Source organism: Mesorhizobium sp. BR1-1-2, from assembly GCF_020165435.1.
Lineage (GTDB): Bacteria > Pseudomonadota > Alphaproteobacteria > Rhizobiales > Rhizobiaceae > Mesorhizobium.
This window is the reverse complement of sequence record NZ_JAIUID010000012.1, coordinates 83,639-95,573: the sequence shown is the minus strand read 5'-3', so window position 1 is coordinate 95,573 and position 11,935 is coordinate 83,639. Positions and strand designations below refer to the sequence as shown.

The window sequence follows — 11,935 nt, the reverse complement described above, 5'->3', positions numbered from 1 at the left end:
GCGAGGGGCCTGCCGGCTTCGATCGCTTCGGAGGAAAACGGGAACTCGCGAAGCGGTCCCCGGCAGCAGACCGGCAGATGGGGGACGCGGTGTCCGCGAAGGAGGCCCCGCGGATGCTGCCGACACCGTGATGGTGGGGCCTTCGATAGTGCGTGAGCGAACGTTCGCATTTGCCAATCTTGCTAAGGTCGAGACACCGACCGCAATCCCTTCAGATTTTGACCAAAATTGGCGCGCCTGTTTGAGACAGCAGGCAATGGGGACATTGGCTCCCTGCGGAGATGAGCAAGCGGTGGGCAAGCTGTGAAGCGCGTTTTTCGGTTGATTGCCGCGGTGATCGTGGCGTCCGGGGTGACCGGTTGCACCAGTATTTCCTATTACGCGCAGTCATTGGAGGGTCATGCACAGATCATGGCGGCTCGCGAAAATGTCGCAAAACTGATCCAGGATCATTCGACGCCCGCGGCATTGCGCACCAAGTTGACGTCGGCCAGCGCCATACGACGGTTCGCGACAGATGAACTGGCACTGCCTGAAAACAACAGCTACCACAGCTACGTTGATATTGGTCGGGACGCTGTGACCTGGGCCGTTTTTGCTGCGCCCCGGTTCTCGCTGACGCCACGAATATGGTGCTTTCCGGTTTTCGGCTGCGTTCCGTACCGGGGTTATTTTGCTCGGAAAGCTGCGACTGAAAGCGCTGGCGAACTTCATAGACAGGGGCTGGACGTCTACGTCACAGGCGTCACGGCCTATTCCACGCTGGGATGGTCCAGTGACCCACTGCTCAGCACCATGCTGCGCCAGGACGACACGTATCTTGCAAGCGTCATCTTTCACGAACTGGCGCATCAGCGCATCTATGTAGATGATGACTCCGCATTCAATGAAGCCTTCGCGGCTGCCGTCGAAACCACCGGCGTAAGGAAATGGCTCCGCACAATCGGCGATTACGCCCGATTGCGCCGCTACGAAGCCGATCGCAAGCGCAGCGCCGATTTTGTCGGGCTGGTGTCGAAAACTCGGGACGAGTTGAGGCACATCTTTGAAAGTTCCCGTACTTCGCAGCAGATGGCGGCTGCCAAAGCAGCCGCCATCGACAAGCTGCGGATGGGCTACCGGCAAATGCGCCAAAAGCGCTGGGCCGGATACCGGGGATACGACGCCTGGTTCGATGCGCCGATCAACAACGCAAAGCTGGGCGCGACTGCCCTCTACAGCGAACAGGTTCCGGCGTTTCTTCGTTTGTTCGACCGGTGCTCAGGCGATTATCCAAGGTTCTACGCTTCTGTTCGACGGATCGCGCATTTGCCCAAACCTTCCCGTACCCAAGCGTTGAAGGCTGCAGAGACTTGTGATTGACGTGAACAAGCACGGGAGCGGGGCAGTGCTACAATGTGAGATGAGGACCGTTGGCGAATCGGCGGATTCGGACCTCAAACAGCTGAGAAGTGTTCGTCTCGCACGCCATCCAGCACTTCGTCGACTTCGTTGCGGTGGAAGACGTGCGGCCTAAGATGCTGACGAACTACGGAACCGCGCCCGTGTTGCATTTCGCTCGACGGGAGGCAGGAGCAAACATCAGAGGCTCAAAGCGATTGATCTTCTTGCGGCAAGTGGCCAAGCGTCGTCGGCCTCCGCCATTTGCGGCAGATTGCCCGACGTCGGCGACACGTTTCAAGCATTCGGCGCGCCGATCAGAAAGGCATGGCCGTCCAGATCGCGGGTCGACCGCGTTGTTACGGCGTCGTCCGCCTCGCCAGGAACTGGCAAACGCTCGTAAACAAGACGCGTGTCGAATTTGAACTGCCGCAAAGGGCCGGAGGGTCTCGGTGGCGGTGAGCGCCCGCCCTCAGCGTAACTCGACTTCCCGTTTCGTGCTTTTCCACGAATGAGTACCCGCCTTGCCACGTGGGGCATGGCGGGTACTCAACCCACCCGAATGAAGGGACCGATGAATTCGGGATGCCCTTCCAATGAGCAAGAGGGTGAGTTTGTTTCACACTAGGACCTATGGCTTGCGGCATAGGACTTCAGTCGTAGTTGCGACTTAGGTTTGATGGCTAAGGTGGCGCCCTACCCTTGCGTTCCTCGAGCATGCCTTGAAGCGTGGCCGTGAGCACGGCAACGGCGTTTGACAGACCCACGATGCTGTCCTGCACCCTGTCGAACCGGGTCAACGTCGCGCTCTGGAACTTCTCGCTCGAGGCGGCATCCTGGACCTGCTTGGTTTCGACGGCGATCAGCCGGTCGGAAACCTTCGTCGCCTTCGAGGATGCTTCCGAGGCTGATTGCTGGGCCTCTATGATCTGCCCCTGCATGGTGTCGAGACGGGTGTCCTGCCATTGCGAATAGAGCCAGAACAGCATCGCGATGGTCGGCAGCGCCAGCGCCATCGAAACCCTTGCAAACGCCAGCAGCACGACGTTCTCGGCGATTTTCTGCGATGCATTTGGCATGGCGCTATCCTCGTTCACAGCCCCCGCCCTCATTGTCTTGCTGTTATCTCAGTTCGGCGCTGCGTTCCACGCTCGCCTTGGTGTGCCTGTCGCATTCAGCCGCGGTGTAGAGCTTGACGGCGCAGCCTGGCGCCATGGTGCCGTCGATCTTGTTCTGATCCTCGACCGTAGGACAGCGGCGAGAGCTGGTTCTGAAGATCCGTCAGGGTGCCGGCGACTCCACCGCCACCGATGCCGGCGCCGATCGCCGCGTCTGCCGGCGCGGTCGACGGTGCAGGCTTGGCGTCCTCGACCACTGCTTTTGCCTGTCCGCCGTCAACGAAGTTCGCGGCCTGCGGTGTTTCGCCGGACGCCCAAGCCTTTCCAATCGCGCGAACCTCGGCAACTGTAGATGCCCAGCCTTTGCCGAAGGTCCGGAAAGTGCCGAGATGGCGAAGGAAGTTCATGCGCGCATCGCAGATGCGATCGATAAGTGCGTCGTTGTTGGTGGTCGCCTTCAGCGCCGCCAACGTGCCCACTCCGATGACGCCGTCGATCGGGCCGGTGTAGAGCGGGCGAAGTGCCTGCTGAAGCCACATGATCGAGCGGGCCGGCCCGGAGTTCACGCCGCCATCGAACACGGCGTAGTCGACCCCGTCGGGTAGTAGATCGCCCTTCACGGCGTCCCAGTACTGGCGGTCATAGATCTCGTTCAGTTCGGCGGTCGTGATGCTTTTAACCGAGCGGGTGGAAAGCCCCTTGCCTCGGCGATAGCCATCATAAACCCGCTGGGTGACGCCCTTCATCGTCGGGCCGCCGGGGTCCGCTTTGTTGTTCGAATAGCCGCCTTCGTGCGCGAGCAATTTGGCAAGCGATTCCTTTTCACGGGAGACAGCCATGACAGTTCCTTTCGATGTCGGATGGGACTAGAGATCGGCATGGGGAGATCGGGCCGATGGCAAGTTTCAAAGTTGAGGCGATGAATGGCACGAAGGTGATCAGCACCACTTCAGTGGAAGCCCACAGCCACGTTCATGCCGTCGTGAAAGCGATCCAGCGACCACTCAAGCCGGGGCGAACATCCGGTAAACCGTGGGTGCGCGTCACCGATATTGGCACGCGTAAGATCAGCGAATTCGAATTTGCGAGTTACCGGAACCTCAAGTCGCCAGGATAATTTCCAGCTCTAGAGGACGAGCATTCGGATCCAGCAGCCGCGGGGTACGGCTGATGCGCTGGGCGGGCTTTCAGGAGGCATAGATGGCCGAGTATGTCGTGGAGGAGTTGAACGGTAACGCCGTCTTCAGGCGCAACAAAGTTGAGGCGCCAAGCGCCATTCAGGCGGCTTCCTCATTAACGGGACGGACTGTGACAACCGGACGCGAGCCCGGAATGATGTGGATACGGGTCAAAGACGAACAGGGCCACGTCAGCGAGTTCCACTAATGACCGAGTACGACAAACAGCACGGCAACCGGGGCGGCCAATGGCTGTTCTGGATTATCTTTGTGTTGCTGTTGATCGCTGGCGCGATCTGGTGGTTGGAATAGCCGGTAGGATCGAATGTCGTCAGCAACGGATGCTTTGATGCTGGCGCTGCGGGACAGCGGCAACCGGCACAAGCCCGAGTGTCGTGAGCAACCGCGCCGCCCTCGCGGCAGGTTGTGGCTTTACGGATTTGGGTTATGGTCGGCGCCCCGAAGGTGTTCACAGTCGAGTTGATGCGGGACGGCAAGGCCGTGCAGCGTGCCGAGGTCCAGGCCGACAACGCTGTCGAGGCCGCGAAGACTTGGGGGGCGGTAACGATCCCGTTCGCCGAAGAGCCCCAATTCGGTGAATGGATCAGGGTAACGCATCCTGACGGAATCACGACGACTTGGTTTGAGGTGGACCGTTAACAGTCGAGGGGGCTAGGCCGGCCACAGCTCGTTCGCCGTCACTCTACCGGCCGCGGGTCCGTGGCTCTCTCGCCCAACTGCGCGGCGACAGCATCCGCCACCATCTTCTCGAAGCGCTCCTGTTCCGCTTTCGCCGCGGCGATGTCGGCTTGTTCCTGTTCGGCCGCAGCGGCTTGCCGGGCGGCTTCCTCGCGTTGCCAAGCGGCGAAGCTAGAGCGCCAATTTTAATATAGCGCCCGGAGCGTGTGGGGGCCACCATGCCGACGTTGGTCCCGCCGAACGCAGGGGTGGGTGTATATGTGCCTTTTTCATAATCGTCCAAGGTGTTCGCGTCGGCCGAAGGTATCTGCACAGACGGGAATTTGATGCCGCCGCCAGTTAAGGACGGGTTTGCGGAAAATGTTTGCACGGCGCTGAAAGTGTTTGCCGCGTTGAGGACGGGAACGTTTGCGCCGGAAGTGCCGATGTTTGAAAGCGCCGCCGTGCCGAGCCCTAACAATGTTCTTGCTTGTGCTCCGGTCAGGTCTTCTGGGGCTCCTGCTCCGGCAGTGAGGCGCCCTTTGATCGTCGCGGTAGCCATGTCCGAGAGCCCGACCACTAGGTTCTCCGGATCCGTATCGTCAACCGAAATGCCAGACCCGGCGGCGACGGTGGCAACAAACCCGTCACCCAGACCCTCGATCAGCTTGGTCGCCGCTGCCGTGTAGCGCGAACCGTCCGGCTGGAAGCGGATACGCATGGGCTGGGCCGCGCCGGCCGCGCCTGCTGGGCAATTCTCTACCAGCGTGCCGGCGTTCTCTCCAGTGATCGAGGCGATGACCAGCAGCATGCCCTTGGCGGGCAGCAGGGCAGCAGGATCTCGTCACCAGCGCGGATCGCCGCTGACTGAAGGGCCGCACCTGTCGATGTGAAGGTATTCAATTCCGACGTCAGCGTGATCGTGCCGGTGACGTAGTCCTGTACGATCGCCATGCCAGTTCGCCTTTTGCTTCCCGGTCGGCGCGTCACGCGATCGGAAGTGGGCGACAGCACGAGCGCGGCTACGCGGGCGAACAGCGCCGCTTCGGTCGAACTTTCGATTGTCGGCATCTACAGCCCCAGCCGCGATTTCACTTCCGCAGCCTTCTCGGCCACGATCATTTCCCAGCGCTGGGCAATCATTGTCACCCATGGCCGCGGCGCCCTGCCCTGCGCGCCATAATGGACGAAGGCGGGCATAGTTGGCGGTGTAGCCTAGGTAGAGCGTTTCGCCGAGGTCGGGCCCGGCGATGGCCAGAACGATGTCACCGACGTCGGAATGCACCGGCACGCCCGGGTTGGCGCGGGTCAGTTGAGGCATGGCCGAGGTGGACGCCATAAGCGAGGCGCGAAGAAATCCGGTGTCGACTGGCACGAGCTCGTTAAGCTGGCTGACCAGTTCTTGAGCCGCTTCCTTGAAAACCGCCTCCAGCGCGTTCGGCACCTTGGCCGCCCACGCGCCGACCGTTGCTGCGAAGGATTGGGCCGTCACCGCACCAACTGAGCAACCAAGTCGATTTTGTACTCAGCGAAGCACTTGCAACCGAGCGTGTGTCTCGCCGGCACGCCGGGAGCATGCGGGTACGGGATTGCGGTTCCGTCCGGCGCCATGAACGGCTGATCAAACCGCACCGACTGCGGTAAGATGCCGGCACATGGCCAGCAGCGCCCACCCGAACTTCAGCTCGCGCTTCGGCTCGAGGGTGGACCAGAACTCTTCAATGAAGCCGTCGAGGGTCTGGCACCTTGCCTTGATCCTCTCGGCATCGTTCGCGATGCGCTGGCGTTCGAGTTCAGCCTCCCGCCTCGCCTTCTCCGCCCTGATCAGGCGCATCATCGTCGCCGGGTCCGGCAAGCGGACCGAAGATGTCTTCGAGACGTGCAAGGTCATCGCCACTCAGCTTTGAGAGATCAACGGTTTGGATCGGCCCGCCGTCGCGACCGGTGTGCTGCATGGAGGCAAGCTTCGGATGAACATAAGGAGCCGCAGCTTTCGCCATATCATCCCGTCGTGAAGCATCAGCCTTGGGGTTCCGCATGACCTTCAGCATGTATTCCAGAGGCGTGTCGCCCCCCTTAGGATGCCGAGCTCAAAAGCTTTTCTGGCGACAAAGTCGGCTGTCGAAAGAATGGCGGGCTGGTCAGAGGTGAGCAGCACTGGCAGCCGTTCAGGTCTCCAGGGTGGCAACACGTATACTCCATCTCTTTGCCCCGAGGGTTATTACGTGACCGGCCTGGCAACTTGGGGCTCGCCCGACACGGTGAAATTCAGCGTTGGATGCCTGCTTGCTGCGCAAGTCATATGCCGCCCACTGCCGATAAAGTGATCTACACCGCCACGACCATGGTGCTGAGCCGACCAGCCGCTCCATGAATACTCATCGACGAAGCGGCGCTGCTTGTCGCTGAACGCCATGTGTGCTTCCTTCAACCGAGGGGAGACCAATGCTGATAAAAACCGCACTGCTCAAACTTGACCCTGAAGCGAGAGCCTTCACTCTCGTTGGCGTCTTCATGTGCTATTTCGCGCTTCTCGAGCAAGGCATCGAAACCGCTCTCGGAGATGTTTGTCGGTGTCAACGCAGTGCGTAGAGCTATCATTGGCCGAAACATGGGTTTTGACGACAAGATCAAAACCTTGCGCACGTTGGTAGACCTGTTTGTCACTGACAAGAAGGACGCAAAGCGCTTTGACGATTTGACCAAGCGAGCCAGAAAGTGCGGCGAACTCCGTAACATTGTAGCACATACACCATTTCGTCAGAGTGCAACTTCGGACGGTGTAGAATTCTTCCCGATATCCGCGAGCAGCAAACTCGAATTCATAGACATGGATTGGTCAATCGATGACTTCCTACGCGAGATCAAGATCATCAATCAAATTGATAATGACCTGAGGTCAATTGAGAAGCGGATGTCAATCCAGCGCATGGCGCAAGCCTTGATGGATGTGCCGGAAAACAAAGGGACGGCCACTCCCCTAGGCGGTCTTTTTGGGCTAGGGGCTGCCGCAATGGATGAACAAACTCCTTGAGCCGGATCACCCATCCCGCCCTGCGGTCTTTCGCTCGGGGTTATGCTGGTTGCGCAGCCGCTGACAATCTTCGCATCCCGCCTGCCCCGATCAGCGCGGCTATCTGGTCCATTGTCCCCAAGTCGTTCAGCGGCGTCTAACAGTCACTATGCTGTTCCAAGGAGGCGGGCCATGGTGCAGGGCGAACCGAATGGCGTTTGTGTCAAGTTTGTCGGTGGGCGATGGGCAGTGCGCGTAACCGAAGACGGGAACGTGAGGCAGGAGTTCTTCAAGGACAAATCCACCGCCGAGCGATACGCTGAATACCAACGCGATCGGCTGAAACTGCCGGGGAAGCCTCCGGTTGCCGACACTCAGTTCTAACGCTGCCATCTCCTAAGCCGCCTTCCTTATGGCGCTTTCGCCTCATCCCCTTCGCGTGATTGGAACTCGATCTGCATCCGAGAGTTTACGTGCGTTCAACTCACTGAGGAAACCATGAAAAAGCTATTTCTCGCGTCCATGATCGCCGTTGCATCAATCTCGTTCGCCGGCATCCCTGCCGAGGCGAAGACCGTGATCAAGACCGACCACGGACGCGTTGTCATCAAGGATCACCATCGACGCCATTGCCGTACCAAGGTGGTCAAGCATTGGAAGCATCACCGCATGATTGTTGAAAAGATTCGCGTCTGCGGATGATCTCATTGGAACCCGCCTGATTACTGGGGCGGGTTCCCCTCCAAGCAGCTTTTGCTTCTGTGCTCGCTGAGGGCTGTCAACCAGGAGACGCCGCCATGAACTTGTTCCGCACTGCGCCGACCATCATTCTTGCCTGCGCGATCGCTCTTTCGGCCTGCGCCAATACCGTCCGCGGCGTCGGCAGGGATGTCAAATCGACAGCCAACGCAGTTGACGACACTGTTAACAAGCCCTGATCGATGCAGCGGACCGTCACAGTCATCGAGAAGACTACGGGCAGGGTGATCGGCGCGTTACCGATCGACCTTTCCAACCAGGATCACCAGGTCTCGGATGATCAGTATTTTGATAAGGCGTTCGAGGCCGCAGTCGACAGCGGCCTCATTACCAAGGCTGAAGCGCACGGGGTTGAATTCCGTCTCGAGTAACGCTCACGCCTGAGCATCGGTGTATCTATCCCATCTGTTCCCTCGTTTCGTTGAGGGTAGAGCACCAAAATGTGAATTTTGGGGGACGGGTTGTGATGAGCCAAATGGCAGAATTTTTGTAAGGTGTTCGCGGTCCACAACCCCCCGTGGAAACAAGAGGATATGGTCCCACCCCTGTTCCTCCTCCAAGGCCCGCTCCGGTTATCCGTGGCGGGCTTTTGCATTGGAAGCACCTCGCCGAACCGGCCCGCTCGGATGCTCGGCGGATGAGTGTTGTGCAGCCGACGCATTGCGGCACGGCTGGCGCCATGATTTGCTTAGGGCCAATTGCTTGTCCGGAGGCACCTATGACTGAGGTCAGGTACTACGTGTCGAAAGACGCGGATCGATGGAAGGTCCGCTAAGACGACAAGGACTATCCCTTTGACTCGCAGGGTTCCGCCGTCCTGGCCGCCGTCAAGGCAGCAAACAGCGCAGCTTCTCTGGGACATGAGGTAGAGGTACTGGTCCAAGGAGTAGATGGGAAATGGCGCACCGAATGGCCTTCAGAGTGAAGTCCTACTTGTTTCGCTCATAGGGGAACGTGGCGTCGCCGTCCTCCTCGCCGGATATCACGCGAGGATTGGCGCTAGACACGCCGTCGCTCTTTCCACCTTTGTGGTTTTTCTCTGATTGGCCCTTGGCGTCCGCTTCGGGTCCGGGCTTGGCGGACGACTTTTTAAGGTCGTGATCGACTACCGAACGGCTGCCTTCGGCCTGGTCTTCGTCAAGGCGGGTTCTTTTGGACATGGCTCACTCTCCATCGAGAAATCGCCAACTCCGCATGACGGGCAAAGTTCCCTCGATTATGCGGCTTTCCGCCTCTGCGCTTCTCTCTGTTGACGCAATTCTGAATTCGGCAGTGGTGCAGAAAAAAAGCCGGAACCTTGATGCAGTAGCGAAGTTCGAGGAGCTGAAAGCTTCGAAACAGGCGCGCAGATGAACGGGGTCGTAAACGATATTCTAGCCGAGGTGGCAGAGATGCTGCCTACTCATCGATCGTACGAAAAGGATTCGTTGCCGAGATTACCGGTCGACGACCCGAACTTCCCGAATGATTTAGAGCCGGTCATCCGCGCCAACCCATATGACATTGCTGCGTCGACGAGGACGCGCAAGAGGAAGCACGCTCCGTCGCGCAAATCCTGGAAGGAATTTCGATGAAAGAGGTCCTCTCTCGTAAACAAGAACAACAAGGTACTGGCAGGATCCTTATGTGGGGCGCCGCAGTAATCGCGGTCATCTTCCTATGCCTGCTAGCCTTATTTGTATTTACACCCTTAAAGAATGGTTCGTGGCAAACGGCGCCATTCAAGCGCGCTCCTGAGCAGAACTAAGGTGGAAATGCACCAGCGGAGACGTCACCTTCTCCCGGCGTGAATAAAAACCCCAAGGAAAATACCGAAATGCCTGGGTAGCAATAGGCGGTGCTTCCAAATTGCGCAATTACTGATCCGAGCCACACGAGGAGGAACAAAGTCCGCTGGCGGGAAGTTAACATTAGCGGAGTCTCATATTCTTGCATCGGTCTCCGCAGCGTCGAGCACATGCGGGTGCTTTGCTGGTCTCGTCAATTTGGGAGGGCACTATGTGGCTCGCACTCACAGAGAAAGATCTGAACACACCTATCGCGATCAACTTTGATCAAGCCATTTCGATGAACCCGCACCATAGCGGACGCGGCACTGAAATCTTTTGCGGGCCAGGAGTTGGATATCTTGTGGCCGAGCGAATGACGGACATCGTTAGTCGCCTTGGTCAACTTCGAGACCCATCAAAGGAGCGCCAGGAATCGGATTACGGTGCAGGGCTTACCGCCGGGATGAACATGCCGAACGCAGAATACGAATAAACTTCGTCCGCGGGCGGGGCGGCCATTGTCCCCTCATCGCCCCGGCTGGTGACTGTGGAGCCCCGCGCAGACAGGCGAAGCCGCCTTCCGGCTCTGCGCTTCCCGCCGCCGACGGCGATGTTCGGCGCCAGATGGACCGGGATCGGCCTGTCATTTCAGGGCGCGCAAATCCATGTCGGTGACGTCGTCGCGACCACGCGCTCGTTGCGGAAGGGCAACAGGGCCTTCTGGGTATCGAGTAGAGCGGACGCTGCGGCGATCGGAAAGCGCGATTACAGGCTTTGAAGCTCTCGACGGTAAAGCGCGAGGTTCGGCTCCTTCTCCTTGATGAGGGCCATGAGAGTGCAGGCTCGTTCCTTTGTTGAAGAAAGCCGTGACCTCCCCAAGATTGCGCCGGCCGCGGTAAAACACGCCTTCGTTGATGTAGCTGATTGCGCCGGCCATCACCTGCTGGTCGGTCGGCTGCAGATCGAATTTTCCGGGTCGACGCTTTCCGGAACCAGAATGGTGGCGATATTCTGGATATCGGTCGTGCGGTCACCGCGGTCGGGGCGGATGTAATCCAGCGGATTGTAGCGGTGGGTTGGGTCCGACCCCGGCCACTTTGATTTACACCGCCAGCGAGCCACCTGATGGACTTCTTCCGGGCGCAGCCTGCGCGACCGCATAGCCCGCGTGCTGCCGAAATGGTCGGAGGACATCCCTGGTCATTCGATCCTGCTCGGCATGCATGCGTTCGGCCTTGAGGAGACTGGCGACTACGGCCGCGCTGAGGAAGTTGGCCGCCTCGCCGTCGCCCTTCAGCCGCTCGATTGCTGGGCTCACCACGCCGTCGCCCACGTCATGGAGATGCAAGGACGCGCTGAGGACGGAATCGGCTGGATGATCGCCCGCGAGCCGCACTGGTCCGCCGACGACAATTTCTTCAGGGTCCACAACTGGTGGCACCGTTCGCTCTGCCATCTCGATCTCGGCCAGGCCGACGAGGCCTTGCACCAGAGGCAGGGCGGTCCTCCGGCCCCATTCGGCGGCCTCGAAGACCTCGGCGCTGCTGCGGTAGGCGTCGATGATGTGGTCGACTTCTTTGTGCCTGCCGGCACCCCGACAGGCCATCACCGCATGCCAGTCGTTGCCAGCTTCTTGTGTGCCTCCGGCATGGCTTTTGCGGGCAGCGACCACTACGGCTCGGACTTCAACCATGGCTCCGGCTATCAGAACAGAGGTTACCATGCGATGGTGTCCGACCACGGCTACGCGGTCGACCTGATCGGCACAGCGAGTGTCAACACTGCCGACAGCGCCCCGACCTTAAAAGGAAATTCGATCTTCGATATTCCCGGGCCCGGTTATGGACAGCATTCGGCCGGCAACGGTCGAGAATAGACATCCAAGCGGTGGGCTCGCCCGCCGCTTGGAATCACCTCACGGCCACCGGCGGAAGTCCTTGCCGATCTCTAACTTGTGGCTGGAGCGATCTGGGGGCCCGTAAACGTCTTTCGCTGCCAAGCCCATCTGACGATCATGGGATCGTCCCCAGCGTTTCTGGC

Annotated in this window: 18 protein-coding genes and 1 pseudogene; 11 read left to right on the top strand and 8 right to left on the bottom strand. The window is 59.4% G+C overall.

What is annotated here, in order from left to right; translation table 11 throughout:
- The first annotated feature begins 303 nt into the window (after nt 1-303).
- Complete coding sequence (locus LB551_RS23080) at nt 304-1,362, top strand: aminopeptidase (RefSeq protein ID WP_140554074.1); 1,059 nt, start codon at nt 304-306, stop codon at nt 1,360-1,362.
- A 701-nt stretch (nt 1,363-2,063) separates the two neighbouring features.
- Here the strand turns inward: LB551_RS23080 and LB551_RS23075 are convergent.
- Together LB551_RS23075 and LB551_RS23070 are read right to left on the bottom strand one after the other, a co-directional pair.
- A complete protein-coding gene (locus tag LB551_RS23075; protein WP_140554075.1) occupies nt 2,064-2,459 on the bottom strand; it encodes a hypothetical protein in 396 nt (131 codons plus the stop codon).
- 95 nt (nt 2,460-2,554) lie between these two features.
- Nucleotides 2,555-3,337, bottom strand: a complete 783-nt coding sequence (locus LB551_RS23070) for a glycoside hydrolase family 108 protein (RefSeq protein WP_224628998.1) — start codon at nt 3,335-3,337, stop codon at nt 2,555-2,557.
- 56 nt (nt 3,338-3,393) lie between these two features.
- Here LB551_RS23070 and LB551_RS23065 point away from each other — a divergent pair, with 56 nt between their 5' ends.
- From LB551_RS23065 to LB551_RS23055, 3 genes are all read left to right on the top strand, one after another.
- Entirely contained in the window at nt 3,394-3,615 is a 222-nt protein-coding gene (locus LB551_RS23065; RefSeq protein WP_140554077.1) for a hypothetical protein, read from the top strand.
- 83 nt (nt 3,616-3,698) lie between these two features.
- Nucleotides 3,699-3,884 (top strand): hypothetical protein, encoded by a 186-nt coding sequence (locus LB551_RS23060; protein ID WP_140554079.1) that lies wholly within the window; start codon nt 3,699-3,701, stop codon nt 3,882-3,884.
- A 239-nt stretch (nt 3,885-4,123) separates the two neighbouring features.
- The gene (locus tag LB551_RS23055; protein ID WP_140554080.1) at nt 4,124-4,336 is read left to right on the top strand and encodes a hypothetical protein; all 213 of its coding nucleotides are present in this window, start codon (nt 4,124-4,126) and stop codon (nt 4,334-4,336) included.
- 43 nt (nt 4,337-4,379) lie between these two features.
- On the opposite strand, the gene LB551_RS23050 is transcribed toward LB551_RS23055, so the two are convergent.
- The 4 genes from LB551_RS23050 to LB551_RS23035 form a co-directional block, all read right to left on the bottom strand.
- A complete protein-coding gene (locus tag LB551_RS23050; protein ID WP_140554082.1) occupies nt 4,380-5,165 on the bottom strand; it encodes a hypothetical protein in 786 nt (261 codons plus the stop codon).
- A 33-nt stretch (nt 5,166-5,198) separates the two neighbouring features.
- Entirely contained in the window at nt 5,199-5,846 is a 648-nt protein-coding gene (locus tag LB551_RS23045; protein WP_224628996.1) for a hypothetical protein, read from the bottom strand.
- Nucleotides 5,847-5,975: 129 nt separating this feature from the next.
- Nucleotides 5,976-6,191 (bottom strand): hypothetical protein, encoded by a 216-nt coding sequence (locus LB551_RS23040; RefSeq protein ID WP_181172655.1) that lies wholly within the window; start codon nt 6,189-6,191, stop codon nt 5,976-5,978.
- 384 nt (nt 6,192-6,575) lie between these two features.
- Entirely contained in the window at nt 6,576-6,770 is a 195-nt protein-coding gene (locus LB551_RS23035; RefSeq protein WP_140554086.1) for a hypothetical protein, read from the bottom strand.
- A gap of 195 nt (nt 6,771-6,965) precedes the next feature.
- Between LB551_RS23035 and LB551_RS23030 the strand changes: the two genes are divergently transcribed.
- The 5 genes from LB551_RS23030 (at nt 6,966) to LB551_RS23010 (ending at nt 8,497) form a co-directional block, all read left to right on the top strand.
- Entirely contained in the window at nt 6,966-7,388 is a 423-nt protein-coding gene (locus tag LB551_RS23030) for a hypothetical protein (RefSeq protein ID WP_140554087.1), read from the top strand.
- Nucleotides 7,389-7,559: 171 nt separating this feature from the next.
- Nucleotides 7,560-7,751 carry a hypothetical protein gene (locus tag LB551_RS23025; RefSeq protein WP_140554089.1) on the top strand — a complete coding sequence of 64 codons (192 nt, stop codon included), beginning with the start codon at nt 7,560-7,562 and terminating at the stop codon, nt 7,749-7,751.
- 114 nt (nt 7,752-7,865) lie between these two features.
- On the top strand, nt 7,866-8,069 hold the full coding sequence (locus LB551_RS23020) for a hypothetical protein (protein ID WP_140554091.1): 204 nt from the start codon (nt 7,866-7,868) through the stop codon (nt 8,067-8,069).
- Nucleotides 8,070-8,164: 95 nt separating this feature from the next.
- Nucleotides 8,165-8,305, top strand: a complete 141-nt coding sequence (locus LB551_RS23015; protein WP_140554092.1) for an entericidin A/B family lipoprotein — start codon at nt 8,165-8,167, stop codon at nt 8,303-8,305.
- Between the two features lie 3 nt (nt 8,306-8,308).
- Nucleotides 8,309-8,497: a hypothetical protein gene (locus LB551_RS23010; protein ID WP_140554094.1), complete on the top strand. Its 189-nt coding sequence runs from the start codon at nt 8,309-8,311 to the stop codon at nt 8,495-8,497.
- A gap of 558 nt (nt 8,498-9,055) precedes the next feature.
- Here LB551_RS23010 and LB551_RS23005 read toward each other — a convergent pair.
- The gene (locus tag LB551_RS23005; RefSeq protein ID WP_224660544.1) at nt 9,056-9,286 is read right to left on the bottom strand and encodes a hypothetical protein; all 231 of its coding nucleotides are present in this window, start codon (nt 9,284-9,286) and stop codon (nt 9,056-9,058) included.
- 838 nt (nt 9,287-10,124) lie between these two features.
- Here LB551_RS23005 and LB551_RS23000 point away from each other — a divergent pair.
- Nucleotides 10,125-10,388, top strand: coding sequence for a hypothetical protein (locus LB551_RS23000; protein WP_140554099.1), 264 nt, complete (start codon nt 10,125-10,127; stop codon nt 10,386-10,388).
- 116 nt (nt 10,389-10,504) lie between these two features.
- Here the strand turns inward: LB551_RS23000 and LB551_RS30155 are convergent.
- Nucleotides 10,505-10,987 (bottom strand): annotated as a pseudogene (locus LB551_RS30155) (type IV secretory system conjugative DNA transfer family protein); the annotation flags it as partial.
- A 127-nt stretch (nt 10,988-11,114) separates the two neighbouring features.
- Here LB551_RS30155 and LB551_RS22995 point away from each other — a divergent pair.
- Nucleotides 11,115-11,771, top strand: coding sequence for a hypothetical protein (locus tag LB551_RS22995; RefSeq protein WP_181172656.1), 657 nt, complete (start codon nt 11,115-11,117; stop codon nt 11,769-11,771).
- Nucleotides 11,772-11,935: the final 164 nt, after the last annotated feature.